The organism is Litoreibacter ponti (assembly GCF_003054285.1).
In the GTDB taxonomy this organism is placed as follows: Bacteria; Pseudomonadota; Alphaproteobacteria; order Rhodobacterales; family Rhodobacteraceae; genus Litoreibacter; species Litoreibacter ponti.
This window is the reverse complement of sequence record NZ_QBKS01000001.1, coordinates 2,109,386-2,128,096: the sequence shown is the minus strand read 5'-3', so window position 1 is coordinate 2,128,096 and position 18,711 is coordinate 2,109,386. Positions and strand designations below refer to the sequence as shown.

The 18,711-nt window shown below is 64.6% G+C and carries 19 protein-coding genes and 1 riboswitch; of the genes, 9 read left to right on the top strand and 10 right to left on the bottom strand.

The annotated features are described in order from the left end of the window. Positions 1 to 15: 15 nt before the first annotated feature. The 4 genes from C8N43_RS10840 to C8N43_RS10825 are packed head-to-tail and all read right to left on the bottom strand — an operon-like array spanning position 16 to position 2,418. Complete coding sequence (locus C8N43_RS10840) at positions 16 to 462, bottom strand: GNAT family N-acetyltransferase (protein WP_107845612.1); 447 nt, start codon at positions 460 to 462, stop codon at positions 16 to 18. Beyond that, positions 459 to 1,526, bottom strand: a complete 1,068-nt coding sequence (cobW, locus tag C8N43_RS10835) for a cobalamin biosynthesis protein CobW (protein ID WP_107845611.1) — start codon at positions 1,524 to 1,526, stop codon at positions 459 to 461. The genes C8N43_RS10840 and cobW overlap by 4 nt, the downstream gene beginning before the upstream one ends. 4 nt (positions 1,527 to 1,530) lie before the next feature. Continuing rightward, the gene (locus tag C8N43_RS10830) at positions 1,531 to 2,217 is read right to left on the bottom strand and encodes a CbtA family protein (protein WP_107845610.1); all 687 of its coding nucleotides are present in this window, start codon (positions 2,215 to 2,217) and stop codon (positions 1,531 to 1,533) included. 3 nt (positions 2,218 to 2,220) lie between these two features. Further along, positions 2,221 to 2,418 carry a CbtB domain-containing protein gene (locus C8N43_RS10825; protein ID WP_107845609.1) on the bottom strand — a complete coding sequence of 66 codons (198 nt, stop codon included), beginning with the start codon at positions 2,416 to 2,418 and terminating at the stop codon, positions 2,221 to 2,223. Between the two features lie 37 nt (positions 2,419 to 2,455). Then, positions 2,456 to 2,673, bottom strand: a riboswitch (cobalamin riboswitch). A 198-nt stretch (positions 2,674 to 2,871) separates the two neighbouring features. Here C8N43_RS10825 and smc point away from each other — a divergent pair. Continuing rightward, positions 2,872 to 6,327, top strand: a complete 3,456-nt coding sequence (smc, locus tag C8N43_RS10820) for a chromosome segregation protein SMC (RefSeq protein WP_107845608.1) — start codon at positions 2,872 to 2,874, stop codon at positions 6,325 to 6,327. Between the two features lie 41 nt (positions 6,328 to 6,368). On the opposite strand, the gene C8N43_RS10815 is transcribed toward smc, so the two are convergent. The 5 genes from C8N43_RS10815 to C8N43_RS10795 form a co-directional block, all read right to left on the bottom strand. Then, entirely contained in the window at positions 6,369 to 6,713 is a 345-nt protein-coding gene (locus C8N43_RS10815; protein ID WP_107845607.1) for an H-NS histone family protein, read from the bottom strand. Between the two features lie 63 nt (positions 6,714 to 6,776). After that, entirely contained in the window at positions 6,777 to 7,934 is a 1,158-nt protein-coding gene (locus C8N43_RS10810; RefSeq protein WP_107845606.1) for a lytic murein transglycosylase, read from the bottom strand. A 24-nt stretch (positions 7,935 to 7,958) separates the two neighbouring features. Beyond that, positions 7,959 to 8,858, bottom strand: coding sequence for an adenosylcobinamide-phosphate synthase CbiB (gene cbiB / locus C8N43_RS10805; RefSeq protein WP_107845605.1), 900 nt, complete (start codon positions 8,856 to 8,858; stop codon positions 7,959 to 7,961). Next, positions 8,855 to 9,793 carry a threonine-phosphate decarboxylase gene (locus C8N43_RS19820; RefSeq protein WP_107845604.1) on the bottom strand — a complete coding sequence of 313 codons (939 nt, stop codon included), beginning with the start codon at positions 9,791 to 9,793 and terminating at the stop codon, positions 8,855 to 8,857. Before C8N43_RS19820 ends, cbiB begins: the two co-directional genes overlap by 4 nt. Beyond that, positions 9,786 to 10,163, bottom strand: coding sequence for a DUF1636 family protein (locus tag C8N43_RS10795; RefSeq protein WP_107845603.1), 378 nt, complete (start codon positions 10,161 to 10,163; stop codon positions 9,786 to 9,788). The genes C8N43_RS19820 and C8N43_RS10795 overlap by 8 nt, the downstream gene beginning before the upstream one ends. Positions 10,164 to 10,373: 210 nt before the next feature. On the opposite strand from C8N43_RS10795, the gene C8N43_RS10790 reads away from it, so the two are divergent. Continuing rightward, the gene (locus C8N43_RS10790) at positions 10,374 to 10,745 is read left to right on the top strand and encodes a response regulator (RefSeq protein WP_107845602.1); all 372 of its coding nucleotides are present in this window, start codon (positions 10,374 to 10,376) and stop codon (positions 10,743 to 10,745) included. A gap of 10 nt (positions 10,746 to 10,755) precedes the next feature. Here the strand turns inward: C8N43_RS10790 and C8N43_RS10785 are convergent, their stop codons facing one another. Beyond that, a complete protein-coding gene (locus tag C8N43_RS10785; RefSeq protein WP_107845601.1) occupies positions 10,756 to 11,730 on the bottom strand; it encodes a glutathione S-transferase family protein in 975 nt (324 codons plus the stop codon). Positions 11,731 to 12,029: 299 nt separating this feature from the next. On the opposite strand from C8N43_RS10785, the gene C8N43_RS10780 reads away from it, so the two are divergent. From C8N43_RS10780 to cobM, 7 genes are all read left to right on the top strand, one after another. After that, positions 12,030 to 12,242, top strand: coding sequence for a DUF6732 family protein (locus C8N43_RS10780; protein WP_107845600.1), 213 nt, complete (start codon positions 12,030 to 12,032; stop codon positions 12,240 to 12,242). Beyond that, on the top strand, positions 12,239 to 13,444 hold the full coding sequence (locus C8N43_RS10775; RefSeq protein ID WP_107845599.1) for a sirohydrochlorin chelatase: 1,206 nt from the start codon (positions 12,239 to 12,241) through the stop codon (positions 13,442 to 13,444). The genes C8N43_RS10780 and C8N43_RS10775 overlap by 4 nt, the downstream gene beginning before the upstream one ends. Positions 13,445 to 13,539: 95 nt before the next feature. Next, positions 13,540 to 14,178, top strand: coding sequence for a precorrin-8X methylmutase (locus C8N43_RS10770; RefSeq protein WP_107845598.1), 639 nt, complete (start codon positions 13,540 to 13,542; stop codon positions 14,176 to 14,178). Continuing rightward, entirely contained in the window at positions 14,175 to 15,377 is a 1,203-nt protein-coding gene (gene cbiE / locus C8N43_RS10765) for a precorrin-6y C5,15-methyltransferase (decarboxylating) subunit CbiE (protein WP_107845597.1), read from the top strand. The genes C8N43_RS10770 and cbiE overlap by 4 nt, the downstream gene beginning before the upstream one ends. After that, positions 15,374 to 16,075, top strand: a complete 702-nt coding sequence (gene cobI, locus C8N43_RS10760) for a precorrin-2 C(20)-methyltransferase (RefSeq protein WP_107845596.1) — start codon at positions 15,374 to 15,376, stop codon at positions 16,073 to 16,075. The genes cbiE and cobI overlap by 4 nt, the downstream gene beginning before the upstream one ends. Further along, the gene (gene cobJ / locus C8N43_RS10755; RefSeq protein WP_107845595.1) at positions 16,066 to 17,928 is read left to right on the top strand and encodes a precorrin-3B C(17)-methyltransferase; all 1,863 of its coding nucleotides are present in this window, start codon (positions 16,066 to 16,068) and stop codon (positions 17,926 to 17,928) included. The genes cobI and cobJ overlap by 10 nt, the downstream gene beginning before the upstream one ends. Further along, complete coding sequence (cobM, locus tag C8N43_RS10750) at positions 17,925 to 18,695, top strand: precorrin-4 C(11)-methyltransferase (RefSeq protein ID WP_107845594.1); 771 nt, start codon at positions 17,925 to 17,927, stop codon at positions 18,693 to 18,695. Before cobJ ends, cobM begins: the two co-directional genes overlap by 4 nt. The last annotated feature ends 16 nt before the right edge of the window (positions 18,696 to 18,711 follow it).

The window sequence follows — 18,711 nt, the reverse complement described above, 5'->3', positions numbered from 1 at the left end:
GAGCGAAGATCAAGCCTAGAGCGGCTTTTCCATAAACAGGCTCGTCTCATTGGCAAGGTAGGCGCCGAACGGGCCACAACGGGTGAAGCCGTGCTTGGCGTAGAGCTTGTGGGCGGCGTGCAGCAGGCTGCCGGTCTCAAGCTTCAAGACGCTCAGGCCCTGCGCCCGCGCCTCGGCTTCCAGCCTAGTCAGGATTGCAGACGCCGCGCCTTTGCCGCGCGCGGCCTCGCCAGTGAACATCGACTTCACCTCGCCATAGTCGCCCTTATCCTTGAGCGCGCCGCAGCCCAGCACGGTGTCGCCCTCGCGCGCGATGAAGAAATGCACCTCCGGCACGCAGAGCGCGTCGATGGACAGGTAATGGTTGTCCTCGGGCGGAAACAGGCTCTCCATCAGGGCGTGGCTCGCTTGAAGCAGCGCCGTGACCTGGGGGTCACGGGGGTTTCCACGCTCGACGATCATGCCTGAAGTGCGGCCTCGATGGCCGCTTGGTCCAAACCAGCCTGGCCGATCACCACCAGACGCGTCTCGCGCGGATCGCTGCCAAAGGGCTTGTCGAAATAGGTGTCCACGCGCGGCCCGACCGCCTGCAGCGTCAGGCGCATCGGCTTGGCCTCGACCGCGGCAAACCCCTTGAGGCGCAGAATATCGTGGTTGCGGATCACATCGGCGACCTGTTCGGCAAACGCCTTTGGATCAGCGATCTCGCCGCGGGTGACGACGAAGCTTTCGAACTCGTCATGGCCATGTTCATGCTCGTGGTCATGGTGATGATCTTCGTGGTCGTCATCGTGGTGATGGTGGTGGTGCACTTCGTGGCGGGCCTCCAGATCAGCTTCCGCGCTCACGCCTTGCCCCAGCAGCACGTCCACCGGCAGGCGGCCCATCGAGGTGCGCACCACCTGCACGCCGTCTCGGCTGTCGGACTTCAACGTGCCGACCAAGGCCTCCGCCTCGGCCTCGCCCAGCAGGTCGGATTTGTTCACCACGATCATGTCGGCGCAGGCGACCTGATCCTCGAACAGCTCCGACAAGGGCGTCTCATGATCGAGATTCTCGTCCAGCTTCCGCTGCGCATCGACAGCGGCCACGTTATGGGCGAAGCGCCCTTCGGACACGGCCTTGCCGTCGACCACGGTCACGACGCCATCGACGGTCACTTTGGTCGAAATCTCCGGCCAGTTGAACGCGCGCACCAGCGGTTGGGGCAGGGCCAGACCGGAGGTCTCGATCACGATGTGATCGGGCTTGTCTTCGCGGGCCAGCAGCTTTTCCATCGTCGGCACGAAATCGTCGGCGACGGTGCAGCAGATGCAGCCATTGCTCAGCTCCATGATGTCATCCTCGGTGCAGGTCTCGTCCCCGCAGCCTTTCAGGATGTCGCCATCGACGCCCAGATCGCCGAACTCGTTGATGATCAGCGCGATGCGCTTGCCCTTCGCGTTCTCCAGCATGTGGCGGATCAGCGTGGTCTTGCCAGCGCCCAAAAAGCCGGTGACGACGGTGGCGGGTATCTTTTGCAGCATGGGGTCAGTCCCTTTGCAGTTTGAGCCAGAACCACGCGCAGGCACCCCCAAGCGCGGTCCAGGTGAGGGCGGTGGCCGCGAGCGAGGCACCGGCGAAATGGGCGGCAAGTTCCGGCGCGGCAAACCCGAAATAGGTGTCGAGCCGGGGCGCGCCGTAGATATGGGGCACGAACAGCAAGGCCATGGCTCCAAGCGCAGTGATCGCATTGCGGCCAAAGGCGATCAGACCCAAAGCCGCGCCCGTGCAGACGACCGTCATCAGCCACCAAAGTTGCCGCGCGCCGACCTCTGGTCCGGGCGTTGCGGGCAGTTGTGGCGGCATTCCCATGGCGGGGGCCAGCTGAAAGGTGATGAAGCCGCATAGCCCCCAGATAAGGCCCTGACGCAAGCTCAGCGAGCGCCCGTAGCGCTCGGCCAAGGCCATGCCGGCGATCATCAGGAACGCGTAGCCCGTGAAGGTCACGACCGAGAACGCGGCGGGCAGGATGTGGCGCGATGGCTCTTCCAGCACGCTGGGGCTGCCCGCGTCCGATTGCGGTGATCCGTCGGACGCGAAATGCACCCGCGCGCCGCTTTCATACAGCTCGCCTTCCATCACCATCGGGATCACCGCCCAAAGGTTAATGATCGCCGCGAAAACGCCCGCAGCGATGCCAGCGAACACCGCGCTGGTCAGGATATGTTTGAGCATGGCTTAGTGGCAGGGAAACGCCATCGCGTGGCGCATGTCGTGGGAGCTTTCGTGCATCACCGTGGCCTGGGCGAACCCGGCCGAGAACAGCAGCAGCGCGCCCAGCATGATCGCGCCCACGATGCCCATCAGGCCTGCGTCGGCTTGGGTGGCATCAGCGTTTTGCGCAATCGCTTCGACTTTGATCTCGTCGTTTTTCATTTTGTCGTCTCCTTGGCCCGTCACACCCGACGGGGGGCGGTTTCATCTGCGCGAGGCTGGTCTCCTGGCTTGCGGGTCGAAGCTTGCTGCCGCCTTCCCGGATCGCTCCAGTGGCTCTTGGCAGGTCGCTCACCGCTTACAGTCGCGGGGGCGGCTGTGGCATCGAGGCCCCTGTTTGGGTCACCTTCTCCACATTCCCATTTCATCCCCGGCACGCTTGGGCGCGCCTCGGGAACCTTGCAAGGGTCACTGTGCGCTTTGCGGGGCCTATGGGTCAAGGTCGATTCCGACATGCTACGACCTGTTGGCGGCGCATTTGCTTGACCCTACGTTCCCAACATCTTGGGGATAACCCGCCCTCGGGGGCCATATGCAGGGGTTAAGCGTTGACTCGCAGGGTCAGGGTTCAAAGAATAGCCCACCAAGGCCCCGATTCCCCGCACGAGGACGCCAATGCGCTTCTCCAAACTCAGACTGAACGGCTTCAAAAGCTTCGTGGACCCCACGGAGCTGCTGATTGCGGACGGCCTGACGGGCGTGGTCGGGCCCAATGGTTGCGGCAAATCCAACCTGCTCGAAGCCCTGCGCTGGGTCATGGGCGAGACCCGCGCGAAGTCCATGCGCGGCTCGGGCATGGAAGACGTGATCTTCGCCGGTGCCGCCTCGCGCCCCGCGCGCAACTTCGCGGAAGTCTCGCTTCATATCGACAATTCCGAGCGTTTGGCGCCCGCAGGTTTCAACGATCTCGACAATCTCGAGATTATTCGCCGCATCACCCGCGACGCAGGCTCCGCTTACAAGACCAACGGCAAGGATGTGCGGGCCCGCGATGTGCAGATGCTGTTCGCCGACGCTTCCACCGGCGCGCATTCGCCCGCACTTGTGCGGCAGGGCCAGATTTCCGAACTGATTAACGCCCGTCCGAAAGCCCGCCGCCGCATTCTGGAAGAAGCCGCCGGTATCTCCGGCCTGTATCAGCGCCGCCACGAGGCGGAGTTGAAACTGAACGGGGCCGAAACGAACCTCGCCCGCGTCGATGACGTGATCGAACAGCTCGCCGCGCAATTGGCCCAGCTTGCCCGGCAGGCCCGCCAGGCGGCGCGCTACCGCGAGATTGGCGAAGAGCTGCGCCGCTCCGAAGGCATGCTGCTTTATCGCCGCTGGAAAGAAGCCGAAGATGCGAACCTCGCCGCTGCCCAGGAGCTGACAGAGCGCACAAAACTCGCCGCTCAATCAGAGGCGCAGGTGCGCGAGGTCGCCAAACTGCGGCAGGAACTTGAAGACGCGCTTCCGCCGTTGCGGGAGGAACAGGCCATCGCCTCCGCCGTGTTGCAGCGCCTGCAGGTTCAGTGGGACACGCTCGCCGATCAGGAACGCCAGGCGCAACAGACCATCGAGACCTTGACCGGGCGCATCGCCCAGCTTGGCCTCGATATCGACCGCGAAACCGCTCTGAACCGCGACGCGGGAGAGACGATCGAACGGCTCGAGTGGGAAGCGCGCGAAATCTCGAAGGCCTCCCAAGGCCATGTCGAAAAGCTCGACGCCGCCGCGACCGCCGCGCGCGAGGCCGCCAATGTGCTGTCCGACCGCGAAACGCAGCTGGCAGAGCAGACAGAAGACGTCGCCCGTCTTGCCGCTCGTCACCAGTCCGCCCACCGCTTGCTGGAAGACGCGACCAAGACGCTCGACCGCTACGAAGGCGAGGCCGAGAAGGCCCGCACTTCCGTTGTCCACGCTCAAGCCAAAGGGTCGGAAGCCGAAGCGGCGTTAACCAATGCCAAGACTGCGCTTGCAACCGCAACCGCGCAGGCAGAGACCGCAGATACCGCGCTTGTCGACGCCGAAGCCGCCCGGGCCACGGCCCAGACCCGCGAAAGCGACGCCCGCGCGGCCCGGTCGGAAGCCGAAGGCGAAGCCAACGCCCTGCGCGCCGAAGCCACTGCTTTGGCACGGCTTGTCGACCGCGACACGTCCGAAAAGGGCCAGCTTCTCGACGTCGTGCAGGTGAAACCCGGCTACGAGAAAGCCCTTGGCGCGGCCTTGGCCGACGATCTGCGCGCGCCACAGATCGATGACGACGAAATCACCGGTTGGGCCACCTTGCCGGGTTACGCGCAACCGCAACCGCTGCCCGATGGCGTCGATGCGTTAACCACGTTCGTGACGATCCCCGACGTGCTCGCCCGCCGTATGTCGCAGGTTGGCCTTGTGGATCGCGACGCAGGCAACGCGCTGCAATCGGCCTTGAAGCCGGGCCAACGGCTCGTCTCCGTCGACGGCGATGTCTGGCGCTGGGACGGCTTCCGCACCGGTGCAGAGGACGCACCCTCTGCCGCCGCAATGCGCCTGCAGCAGCTCAACCGGCTTGAGGAATTGAAACAGGCGCTCGAAGGCGCGACCGCTCGCGCCGATGGCGCGCGCCAAGCCCACGAGATGCTGACGCGCGAGCTGGCCGAACTGACCCAAGCCGACCGCGACGCCCGTGAGGCACGCAAAGCCGCCGACCGCGCCATGGCCGAAGCCAGCCGCGACGTGTCCCGCGCCGAGGGTGAGACCTCCATCGCCGCCGGTCGCGTCGAAAGCCTGCAACTCGCCGTGACCCGCTACGAGGAAGAGGCGATGGCCGCCCGCGAGCGCCGCCGCGAGGCCGAAAAAGGCGTCGCCGATCTGGGCGATCTCGATGCCGCCCGGGCCGAGGTTGAAGACGTCAAAATGACCGTCGAAGCCGCGCGGATGACGATGCTCGCCAAACGCTCCGCCCATGACGAGCTGCGCCGCGAAGGCGAAGCCCGCACCAAGCGCGCCCAGGAAATCACGACCGAGGTCAGCGGCTGGAAACACCGCCTTGAGACCGCCGAGAAACGCATCGGCGAGTTGGAAGAACGTAAGGCGTCCTCCGAGGTAGAACTCGACGCCGCGCAAGCCGCCCCGGGCGAGCTGGCCGCGAAACGCGCAGAGCTGACCGGTGCGATGGAAGAGGCCGAAGCGCGCCGCCGCGTGGCCTCCGACAACCTCGCCGAAGCCGAAACTGCGCTGCGCCAAGGCGTGCAAACCGAACGCGACGCCGAGCGCGAAGCGTCCGAGGCCCGCGAAGCCCGCGCCCGATCTGAGGCGCGCGCAGAGGCCGCCCGCGAAACCGTCGGCTACGCGGTCGAACGCATCGCCGAGGAAATGGAAACGACCCCGCAAGCGCTGCTGGAAGCGCTCGACACGACCCCCGACGCCATGCCGCCCGCGGCTCAGGTCGAAAACGACGTGAACCGCCTGAAGCGCCAGCGCGACGCGCTCGGCGCGGTCAACCTGCGCGCCGAAGAGGACGCCAAGGAGGTCTCCGTCGAGCACGACGCGCTGGTTCAAGAGAAGTCCGATCTGGAGGCTGCCATCGCTGCGCTGCGCACTGGAATTGCGTCTTTGAACAAGGAAGGACGCGAGCGCCTGTTAACCGCGTTTGAAGAAGTGAACGCCAGCTTCGCGACGCTGTTCACCCACCTGTTCGGCGGCGGCGAGGCAAAGTTGGTCATGGTCGAATCCGATGACCCGCTGGAAGCCGGTCTTGAAATTATGTGCCAACCGCCCGGAAAAAAACTCTCGACCCTTTCGCTTTTGTCCGGCGGCGAGCAAACCCTAACGGCTTTGGCTTTGATTTTCGCCGTATTCCTCGCAAATCCGGCGCCGATTTGTGTGCTCGACGAGGTCGACGCGCCTTTGGACGACGCGAACGTGACCCGGTTCTGTGACCTGCTTGACGAAATGACCCGTCGCACCGACACACGCTTTTTGATCATCACACATCACGCCGTCACGATGTCGCGCATGGATCGTTTGTTCGGTGTGACAATGGCGGAATTGGGCGTGTCGCAATTGGTCTCGGTCGATCTGAAAAAAGCAGAAGCCCTGGTCGCATAAAAAAAGCCGCCCGAAGGCGGCCTTTCCAGAAGGTTTTTTGATCAGACGGCGAAGTCGCTCAACTGTTTGCCGCTTGCCAGTTCTTCTTTCAGCCATTTCGGCCGTGCACCACGCCCAGACCACGTTTTGCTAGCGTCATCGGGATGACGATGCGTGGGCTTGCGCGGCACTGATTTTGGCTTGGATTTCTTGGCCGTTTTCGGCGCATCCTTTTTGGCGCCAGCCAGTTCTTCCAAAGAGAAACCCATTTCCTTTGCTTTCGCCTTTACGGCGGCAAGGGCCTCGGATTTCTTCTTTTTCTCGTGGCGTGCGATGGCCCCTTCGACACGGGTTCGCAGCGATTTAAGCTCTGAGAGTGTCAGAGACTTCAGGTCGACTTTGCTCATGTTAATTCTTTCAAAAGGCGATGAATGGCACTCATTAGCCAAAAAAAACGCCTGAAAGCAAGTCTATAAGCGACCAAGAAGTTCCCGCGTGGGCCACGCGTCGGCTGGCAGGCCCAGCCGTTTCTGTTCCGCCTGCACCGCGCCACGCGTGCCCGATCCCAAAATTCCGTCGATTTTACCGACGTCATATCCGCGGGTCGACAGTTTCTTTTGCAGCGATTTCATTTGCGCATCCGACAGTCCCGGATCGGGGTTTCCGGCGTCATAAACAGGAGCGCCCGAAAGTCTGGTTGCAAAATAGGCGGCTGTCGTCACATAGACAAAGCTCTGGTTCCACTCGAAATAAACCCGAAAATTCGGATAGGCGATAAAGGCGGGACCCTTTCTGCCCATCGGCAAAAGGATCGCGCCCTGATTGCCCTGCCAGCCGCCAGCTTTCGGGCGCACGCCCATTGCCGCCCAATCAGAGGTCGCCAGATTATGCGAAAGTCCGGTTTTCGACCAATCCATCTGGGCGGGAACGTCGACTTCCTGCATCCACGGCGCGCCCGCACGCCACCCCAAACCCCGCAGCATTTTGGCCCCCGACAAAAGAGCATCCGGCACGGATGTTTTCAAAGAGACCTTTCCATCGCCGTCCCCGTCCGTGCCGTATTCGATTATGTCCTCCGGCAACATTTGCACCATTCCGATCTCGCCCGCCCACGCGCCTTTGGTGCGGGCGGGGTCAAAATTGCCGCGTTCGAATAATTCGAGGGCCGCGAAAACCTGTGGTCGGAATAATTCCGGTCGGCGGCAATCATGGCTCAGGGTCACCAGCGCGTTCAGCGTATTGAACTCGCCCTGCACCGCGCCGTAATCCGTCTCAAGCGCCCAAAATGCCAACAGCACGCCGCGGGGCACGCCGAATTCGCGCTCCGCCCGGTCAAAAATCGCGTCGTATCTCGTCGCGTTTGCGCGCCCCTTCGTTAACCGGTTTTGCGAAATCACCCGGCGCGAGAAATCGATAAAATCACGCTTGAAGACACCCTGCGCGCGGTCGGCCTTCAGCACGTTCGGGTCCTGTCGCACGGACGCAAAAAAGCGCTCGACGCTCGACCGGTCATGACCCTTCGAGACAGCTTCTTGTTTCAGGCCGGCAACAAAATTCGAAAAGCTGCCGCCGCATTGGGCAAAGGCGGGAGAGGCCGCGAGGGCCAGGGCAAAAATGAGTGCACGCATAAAGATCTCCAATTCGAAAAAGACTTACAAAATTGCGGCGCCAATCACCACACACACCAGCGCGAGCGCCCAGGCGCGCCACAAAACCGCGACGGCCACATCGATATCGGAGCTGTCCAGAATGCGGCGGCCGTCCGCGTTCACGAACGGCTCGTCGCGTATTTCGCCATCGTAGGAGCGCGGTCCGGACAAGGCCACGCCCAGCACGCCCGCCATGGCGGCCTCCGGCCAGCCGGCATTGGGCGAGCGATGTAGCCGCGCGTCCCGCCGCGCCACGTCGACGGCCGTACCGCTGAGGTGGAACAAGGAAATCAGCAGCGTCGTCAAGCGCGCCGCAGGCCAATTCACCACATCGTCCAGTCGCGCCGCCGCCCAGCCGAAGTCTTCGAATTTTTCGGTGCGGTATCCGATCATGCTGTCAGCGGTATTGATGATCTTGTAGGCCAGCATGCCGGGCAGCCCGGCTACGACAAACCAGAAGATCGGCGCGATGACCCCATCGGACAGGTTCTCCGCCGCGCTCTCAATGGCTGAGCGGGCGACCCCGGATGCGTCCAGCGCCTCGACATCGCGTCCGACAATGCGGGCGACCATTCTGCGCCCTTCCTCGAGTGACCGCCGCAGGCCGCGAGCGACATCAACGACATGATCGGACAGCGATCTTTGCGCGAGCAGGATCGCGGCGACAACGATCTCCACCAAAGGCCCGAGCGCGGAAAGCCCGAGCCCGAGGATCACCGCCCCGGCGACCAATGCGACGATCAGGCCCACGCCTTTCGCCCGGCGGTTGGCACCGCGGTTCAATCGCGCCTCGCCAAAGGAGATCAGCCGTCCCATCAGCACCGCCGGGTGCGGCACTCGGTCCCAAAGCCATTTCGGCTCGCCGAAGATTGCGTCCAGTACCATCGCCAGGGCAAGGGTCACAGTGCGGCCTCCAACCGGTCCCACCCGTCGGGTCCGGGAAGGCCGAGCCGCACCCAGGTCTTGGAATAGGGAAAGATGCGCGACCAAATATTTGCCCGCGCGAGCCGCGCTTGGAACGCTCGCGCGTCCGGCACCTCGTAGAGCCGAAAGAGCGCCGTGCCGCCGACCAACGGCGCGCCGACCAGCGCGTCCAGTCGCGCGGCGTCCACGGCCAATCGCGCGCGGGTCGCGTCGCTCCATTCGCGGTCTTCCAGCGCGCGCGCGCCAATCTCCAACGCGGGGCCGGACACCGGCCACGGCCCAAGCATCTCGCGCAACCGCAAGGCGATCGAAGGCGGGCAGATCGCGAACCCCAGGCGCAGCCCGGCCAGCCCCCAGAATTTCCCGAAGCTTTTGAGGATGATCACGCCTTGATGGTCCGCCAGCTCAGTATGGCTCACCTCCGGCACGACGTCGCAGAAGCTTTCGTCGATGATATTCAGACGGCGCGACGTGACGGTATCGGCGTCCTTCAACGCGCCCGTCGGGTTGTTTGGATGCACGAAGACCTGCGCCGGAAGATCGCCGTCCGGTCGGGTCAGCACCCCGTGCCCTTCGGCCTCGAAGGCGGCGGCATGCTCGTTATAGGTGGGCGAGGGGATGTAGACGCAGCTGTCGTCCTCCAGAAGCCGCGGGATCATCGCGATCAGGGCGGAGGCCCCGGGCGCGATCACTACCTCGGCCCCGTCCGGCACAGCCCAAAACGCCCGCGCGGCGCGTTCAAGCCGCATCGTGGCGGCGGCGTCGGGCAGCGCGGTCCAGGCCTCTGCAGAGATCACGCCGACGGTGTAGGGGGTCGGGTTGATCCCGGTGCTCAGGTCGATCCAGCTGGCGCGCGTGCCGCCGAACTCGGCGATTGCCGCGTCCAGCCCACCGCCATGATCGCGCTTAGTCATCGCTGTCCGGCAAGGGCGGGTGGCGAGAGACAAAATGACCCTTGATCGCCTGCGGCCACTGCCGATAGGGCACCTGCCCGGTCTCGCTTTGGGCGTGTAGTGCGGCGTAACCCACGACCGCTTCGGCGGCCTCTGGCGAGGGTTTGAACTCGCCCACTGTATAGGCCAGCTTACCCTTGCTTTGCAGTGCGACATTGCAGCCGCGCGCACAGCCCATCAGGCAGGAATGGCGGCGTGTGCGCACGCCCTCGACCCCTTCGGCGGCGCTCTCGATCAGGGCGGCGAAGGTCTCGCCATCGGTCTCGCCGGGGCTGCGTGCCTCCCAGTCGTCGCGTTTGCAGGTGTCGCAGATGGTGATCCAGGTGGTCATGGGGCCTCGGAGTGCTGCCAAATTCGGCGAAGTCCCGCCCATTGAGCGGAATTGAACGCCATGTTCAAGGTCACTTGGGACATGGGTCCGGAATTTTAACAATTCATTAGGGAATTTATCGTTTATTCATCCTGTCCTCAGCACAGGACCAAAAATAAAGACTATCGGGAAGCGTACCGGCCTGCTGTCGTCTACTGGTCGGAGTAAAAAATGGATGTTTTAATTGTTGAAGACGAGGGTCCCCTCGCACAGCTTTGGGCTGACCATATGTCGCGCGCTGGCGCGAACGTCACACTGGCCTATACCCAGTCCGACGCTGAAGAAATCTTGCGGGTCTGCGACTTTCCGGTCGTTGTCCTGAACCTGCGCCTGTCGGCGGGGGATGCCTCTGCAATCGCGGATTACGCCAGCTTTCGGCGTCCGCGCACGAAAGTGGTGTTTGTAACGTCGTCGAGCTTCTTCTCGGACGGCTCGATCTTTCACTATATGCCCAACGCCTGCGCGATGGTGCCCGACACCACACCGCCCGCCGATCTGGCGGCCTTGGTAGAGTATCACGGCCGCGAAAGCGTGCCCGCCTGACCGGTGCGCCCTAGCCGCGCCCGTGGGGCGCGTGCCAGTCGATCACCGGATTTATCGGGATGATGCGGTGGGGGTTAATGGTCTCGTGGCTGTAGTGATAGTGGCGCACGATATGGTCGAAATTCACCGTCGCTTCGACGCCGGGCCATTGGAATAGCTCGCGGCTGTAGCCCCACAGGTTCGGGTAGTCGATAACCCGCGCCCGGTTGCACTTGAAATGCAGGTGGTAGACCGCATCGAAGCGCACCAGCGTGGTGAACAGCCGCCAATCGGCCTCGGTGATCCGGTCCCCCATCAGGTATCGGGAGCCGCCCAGCCGCGCCTCCAGCCACTCCATCGTCTCAAACAGCGGCACAACCGCTGCATCATAGGCGTCCTGCGTCGTCGCGAAGCCGGATTTGTAGACGCCATTGTTGAGCGTGTCGTAGATGCGGTCATTGACCGGCGCGATGGCGTCGCGCAGCGCCTCGGGCCAGAAATCCAGATCATTGCCGGTGATCCCGTCGAAGGCCGAATTGAACATCCGGATAATTTCGGCACTCTCGTTGCTCACGATCGTTTCGCGCTCGCGATCCCACAGGATCGGCACCGTCACCCGGCCAGAGACGTTCGGGTCCGCCTTCAGGTAGATGTCGCGCGCGAAGGGCAGCCCGTAAAGCGTGTCGCCGGTCGCGCCGTTGTCATCGGTCTCGAAGGTCCAGCCGTCACCCAGCATATCCGGGTGCACGACCGACACGTCGATCAGGTCATCGAGCTGCTTGAGGCGGCGGAAGATCAGCGTACGATGCGCCCAGGGGCAGGCATGCGAGACATAGAGATGGTAGCGCCCAGCCTCGGCCTTGAACTCGCCCTCACCGGACGGCCCCGCGCTGCCATCTGCGGTGATCCAGTTGCGAAACCCGGCCGTGGTGCGCTTGAACGCGCCATCGGTCGACTTCGTGTCGTACCACTGATCTTTCCATTCGCCGTCAACCAGCAATCCCATCTCGTCCCTCCTTGTGCGTGACTGACCCCTAACCCGCGCGGGGCCATTTGGTCTCCCCCCATCCCCGCACAGATTATGCGCGCGCCGGATTCGGGCCGCCTGACGCCGCTTGCGCCCATTGCGGGACGCGGACGCGAGACATATAAGTCGAATCGTAGACGAGGGGCCCCGCGCCCCAGAGAGGTTGGCCGCCCGCCGATTGACCCAATCAGGGGATCGAAAGGCAGCATCGTCAGGAAACCGGGCACCCGCTCCGGCCTCTTCACCACGTGACACCGGATGAAAGGCCCGCGCCCGATATGACCCGCTTCCTTGTTTTCTTCTTGATGCTTTCCGCCATGCCCGCCGCGGCCCATGTCGGCCACTTCGGCGAGCTCGCCGGCCATGATCACTGGGTCGCAGGTGCCGCTTTGGGGGCCGCTCTGGCCGCCAGCCTGTGGGGCGCGCTGAAAGGCAAGAAGGACGAGCAGGCAGAGCCGGAAGAGCAGGCCGAGGAAGAGGAAACCGCATGAGCAAGATCGGCGTGATGATCTGCGGCCATGGCTCGCGCAGCCAGGCCGCAGTGGACGAATTCTCGGTCCTGGCCGAAAAGCTGCCCGCGCATTTCCCGCCCGAATGGCAGGTCGAATACGGCTATCTCGAATTTGCCAACCCGGTGATCCGCGACGGGCTCGACAAGCTGCGCGAAAGCGGCTGCGAGAAGATCCTCGCCGTGCCCGGCATGCTCTTTGCCGCGATGCACGCCAAGAACGACATCCCAACGGTGCTCAACACCTATGCCGCCAAACACGGGATCGAGATCAGCTATGGTCGCGAGCTGGGCGTGGACCCGAAGATGATCGCCGCCGCCGCCGCCCGGATCGAGGACGCGCTGACCCAGGCCAACGCCAAATCCCATGTCCCGAACGAGGAAACCTGCCTCGTCGTCATTGGCCGTGGCGCGTCCGATCCGGACGCCAATGGAAACGTCGCCAAGATCGCCCGGATGCTACAGGAAGGTCTCGGCCTCGGCTGGCTGGAAGTGGGCTATTCCGGCGTCACTTTTCCACTGGTCGAGCCCTGCCTGACCCATGCCGCAAAGCTCGGCTACAAGCGCATCGTGGTCTTCCCGTATTTCCTGTTCACCGGCATCCTGATTGACCGCATCTACGGCTTCACCGATCAGGTTGCGGCGCAGCACCCCGGTATCGAATTCGTCAAGGCGGGCTATCTCAACGACCACGACAAGGTGCTCGAAACGTTCGCCGAGCGCGTGCGTGAACAGATGGGCGCCAACCCGCCCCCCAATTGCGGCACTTGCGCGTACCGCACGCAAGTGCTCGCCACCGAGGATGGCGCGCCCATGGTGATCCCGGCTGAGGCTCGTGCCGGGCATCCCGCCTTTGGCGACGTGCCACCGCCAACCTGCGTCTTGTGTAAATACCGTGTGCAGGTCCTGGGGTTCGAGGCAGAGGTCGGCGCGATCCAGGAAAGCCACCACCACCATGTCGAAGGCCAGGGCGCGTCCGCCCCCGGCTCCAACGTGGCCGATTGCGCGCTCTGCGACACGTTCTGCACTGGTTTGTGCCGGTTGGAGATGCAGGACAAGCACGACCATCACCATCACCACCACGGTCATGATCATTCCCATGATCACGACCACCATCACCACGCGCCATACCCCCATGCCAAGCACCCGCACGGCCCCGAAAGCGCGCGGAAGACGAAGGCATAATGGGCTTCGTTTTGGCAAAAATACTCCCGCCGGAGGCGCAGAGTTTTCTGAAAACTCTGCGCCATTTTCTTCATAAGAAAATGGCCACCTGAGCCATGCGTCCCTACGAAAAAGACCCCGCCGCGATCTACGCACAGAGCTTCGCCACCGTCCGGGCAGAGGCGAATCTCGCGCGCTTCCCCCGCGGGCTCGATGCGCTCGCCACGCGGGTCATCCACGCCTGCGGCATGGTCGAGATTGCCGACCGACTCGCTTTTTCTGAGGACGCCTATACCGCCGGCCACGCCGCCCTGACATCCGGCAAACCGATCCTGTGCGACTGCGAAATGGTCGCCGCTGGCATCATCCGCCGCTATCTACCCGCGAATAACGACGTCATCGTCACGCTCAATGATCCCTCCGTGCCCGACCGCGCCAGGGAGATCGAAAACACCCGTTCCGCGGCGGCGGTCGAGCTGTGGGATGCCCATCTCGACGGTGCCATCGTCGCCATTGGTAACGCGCCCACCGCGCTGTTCCACCTGCTCGAACGGCTCGACCAGGGCGCGCCCATGCCTGCCGTGATCCTTGGCTTCCCTGTGGGCTTCGTCGGGGCCGCAGAAAGCAAGGCAGAGCTTGCCGCGAACCCGCGCGGCTGCGATTTCGTCGCTCTCCGCGGCCGCAAAGGCGGCTCCGCCATCGCGTCGGCCGCGGTGAACGCGCTCGCCGCGGGCCTGCCGGAGGACACCCAATGAGCGACAAGTGGCTGCACATCGTAGGCATCGGCGAGGACGGGCTCGACGGGCTCACCCCCGCCACCCGCGCCGTGGTCGAAGCGGCAGAGGTGATCATCGGCGGCGAGCGCCACCACCAGCTGTCCCACGCGGTCTCTGCCGAGCGCCTCGCCTGGCCTTCGCCCTTTGACGCGCTGATCGACCAGCTTAAAGACCTGCAAGGCCGCCGCGTCGTCGTACTTGCCACGGGCGATCCACTTTGGTTCTCCGTCGGCGCGCGCATCGGACGCGCGATTGATCCGTCCCAGATCGTCTATCACCCGCAGCTTTCTGCATTTCAGCTCACCGCCGCGCGTATGGGGTGGAGCCTCGCCGATGTCGAAACCCTTACCGTGCATGGCCGCCCCGTGCACCAGATGGTGGCGTTCATCCAGCCTGATCAGCGGTTGATCATCCTGACCACCGGGGCGGAGACCCCGACCCAGATCGCCCGCTTCCTGACCGAACGCGGCTTTGGCGACAGCCAGATGACTGTGCTGGCCGCGATGGGTGGCGCGGACGAGCAGCGCTTCGACGGCATCGCCGCGACATGGGCGCATGAGGTTCCGGCTTTCAACACGCTCGCCGTGCATTGCATCGCCGCGCCCAATGCGGCCCTGCTGCCGCGCGTACCGGGACTGGCCGATGATCTGTTCCACTCCGACGGCACCATGACCAAGCAAGAGGTCCGCGCGGCCACCGTCGCCAAGCTAATGCCCATGCGCGGCGCGCTTTTGTGGGACATTGGCACCGGCTCCGGCTCGGTCGCCATCGAGTGGATGCGCGCCGCCCGCTACGCCCGCGCCATCGGGATCGAGCCTCGCGCCGATCGTCGGGCCATGGCCGCCGAGAACGCGCTAGCCCTCGGTGCGCCCAAGTTAGAGCTGATCGAGGGCGAGGTGCCCGCGGCGCTGAGCGGCCTCGACGCGCCGGATGCCATCTTCATCGGCGGCGGCCTCAGCGAAGAGACGTTTGAGATCGCATGGGCGAACCTGCGCCCCTTGGGTCGCCTCGTCGCCAATTCGGTTACGCTGGAAAGCGAGGCGATCCTGATGGCGCTCCACAAGACCCATAGCGGCCAGCTCGTCAAAATCGCCGTCGAGCGGGCAGAACCCGTGGGCCGCATGACTGGCTGGCGCCCCGCCATGACCGTCACGCAATGGAGCCTCGTGAAGCGATGAGCGGCACACTTTATGGCGTGGGGCTTGGCCCGGGCGACCCCGAGCTGATCACCCTGAAGGCCGCGCGTCTCATCGGTGCAGCCAAGGTCATCGCATACCCGACGCTTGCAGGCGGCGACAGTTTCGCCCGCGCGATTGCGGCTGGACTGATCCCACAGGATGCCCGCGAGATCCGCATGGACGTGCCCATGTCCACCGAACGCGAACCCGCCCAGAAGGCCTACGATGCCGGGGCCGCGCAGATCGCTGAGGCGCTCGAGGCGGGCGAGGATGTCGTCTGCCTCTGCGAGGGTGATCCGTTCTTCTACGGCTCCTTCATGTATCTCTTTGCCCGGCTATCGGGCCAGTTCGACACGCAGATCATCCCCGGCGTGACCTCGGTCACCGCCTGCGCCGCCCGCGCCGCCATGCCGCTCGCCGCGCGCAACGAGCGGCTGACCATCCTGCCCGGCCCCTTGCCGGAGGCAGAGCTGCGGGCGCGCATCGACGGGGCCGAAAGCGTGGCGATCATGAAGGTCGGTCGCCACTTGCCGAAAATCCGCGGCGTCATCAACGCGCTCGGCCTGACCGATCAGGCGATGTATATCGAACGCGCGACCCTGCCCGAGGAAGTCGTGCTGCCCTTGGGCGACGCGCCGGAGCAGGCGCCATATTTCTCCATGATCTTGCTGACGAAAGGGGCCGACCCATGGCTATAGAAGCGGGGGCGCGAGACCCAATTGTCCTGTGCCTCAACCGCGCGGGGGAAGCCACGGCCCACCGCATCGCCGCCCTGCTCGGCGCGGCGGTCCACGGTCGCGAGGGGCGGGTCGACACGGCGGATATCTTCTTCCCCAACGCGCTCGATCACACGCGCATGCTGTTCCAGGCGGGCACGCCGGTCATCGGCGTCTGCGCCAGCGGCATCCTGATCCGCGCCGTGGCCCCGGTGCTGGCCGACAAAACGACCGAGCCGCCGGTGCTGTCGGTCTCCGATGATGGTGCTGTCGTCGTCCCGCTCTTGGGCGGCCATCGCGGCGCAAACCGGCTCGCCGCACGGATCGCCAAGGCGCTGGACGCCACCGCCGCGGTCACCACCGCGGGCGACGTGGCCTTGGGCGTGGCGCTCGACGAGCCGCCCGCAGGCTACCGCCTCGCCAACCCCGAAAACGCCAAAGACGTCATGGCGCGGCTGCTGTCAGGCGAGGGTGCCCGGATCGACGGTGACGCGCCGTGGCTCGCGGACCTGCCCAAAGGCGACATCACGATCAGCTGCACAACGGCTCCTTCTGACGCCGCCCTGCAATTCCACCCGCAGCAAGTCACGCTCGGCGTCGGCTGCGCGCGCAATTGCCCGCCGGAAGAGCTGCAAACGCTGGTCATGGACACCCTGACTGGGGCCGGTATCGCCCCCGGCGCGGTCCATTCCGTCAACACGATTGACCTGAAGGCCGACGAGCCCGCCTGCATCAATTTGGCAAAAACACTCGACCGCCCGTTCCGGCTCTTCACCGCGTCAGAGCTCGACGCGCTCACCCCGCACGTGGCCAACCCATCCGATGTCGTCTTCGCCGAGGTCGGCACCCATTCCGTGTCGGAGGCCGCCGCATTGGCTCAGTCAAACGGCACGCTTCTGGTCGCCAAGCGCAAGACTGCGAACGCCACCTGCGCTCTGTCGCTCGCCCCCGCGCCGCTCACCTCGCTGCAGGGCCGCCCGCGCGGCAAGCTGTCGATCATCGGCATCGGGCCGGGGCAGCATTCCTGGCGCACGCCGGAGGCCTCGACTTTGGTGGCCGAGGCGGAAGAGCTGGTGGGCTACGGGCTTTATATCGATCTGTTGGGGCCGCTGGCCCATGGCAAGCAGCGCTCCGACTTCCCGCTGGGCGGCGAAGAAGACCGCTGCCGCTACGCACTGGAACGGGCGGGCGAAGGGCGCAATGTCGCCCTCATCTGTTCGGGCGATGCGGGCATCTATGCGATGGGCGCGCTGGTCTTCGAGCTGCTCGACCGCGATGCAAATGCCCAAGGCGTCACCGACGCCGCGCGCCGGGTTGAGGTGGTTTCGACCCCCGGTGTTTCCGCCCTGCAAGGGGCTGCCGCGCGCGCGGGCGCGCCATTGGGCCATGATTTCTGCGCGATCTCGCTGTCCGACCTGCTGACGCCGCGCGAGGACATCATCAAGCGGCTGCACGCCGCCGCCGAGGGCGACTTCGTCATCGCCTTCTACAATCCCGTCTCCAAGCGCCGCCGCACGCTGCTGGCGGAAGCGCGGGACATCTTGCTGCAGCACCGCCCGGCGGACACGCCGGTCATGCTTGCCTCGTCCTTGGGGCGGCCAGAGGAAAACGTCCGCTACCGCAGGCTGGACGCGCTGGATGTGGACGAGGTGGATATGCTGACCGTGGTGCTGGTGGGCTCGAGCCATTCGCGACTGGCCCAGCTGGGAGAGGGGCCGCGCATGTTCACCCCCCGCGGCTATGCTCGCAAAATCGACGGTGATTTGGCGGAGGATGGGAGACGCTCGGCTGCGCCATCGCCCCTCCCACCCTCCCGCATGGAGACAGGGACATGACGGTTTACTTTATTGGGGCGGGTCCGGGCGATCCGGAACTGCTGACGCTGAAAGCGCAAAAGGTGATCGCGCGCTGTCCGGTGTGTCTTTATGCAGGCTCGCTGGTCCCGGCAGAAGTCGTCGCGGGTGCACCTGAAGGCGCGCGGGTCATGGACACCGCGCCGATGACCTTGGACGACACCCATGCCGAGATCGTAGCGGCCCACGGGCGGGGCGAGGACGTGGCACGGGTGCATTCGGGCGATCCGTCGCTTTATGGCGCCATCGCGGAACAGATCCGGCGGCTGAAAGCCGAAGGCATCCCCTACGAGATCATCCCCGGCGTGCCCGCCTATGCCGCCGCTGCCGCGGCCCTGGGGCAGGAATTGACCGTGCCGGAAGTGGCGCAGTCGATCATCCTGACCCGGATGTCGATGAAATCGACCTCCATGCCGCCGGGCGAAACGCTGGAGAACTTCGCGCGCACCAGGGCGACGCTCGCCATTCATCTCGGCATCCGGGCCTTGCGCGAGATCGAGCGGCAGCTGATCCCGTATTACGGCGCGGATTGCCCGGTGATCGTCGCTTATCGCGCTTCCTGGCCCGACGAGAAATACCTGCGCGGTACGCTATCGGATATCCGCGAGAAGGTGCGCGCCGAGAAGATCACCCGCACCGCGCTGATCCTCGTGGGCCCCGCCTTGGCCGAGGTGAAGGACTTCCGCGACAGCGCCCTCTACGACCCGGCGACCCCCCATGTGTTGCGCCCAAAAGTGAGTGTTTCGTAAAATTGTAATAAAAACT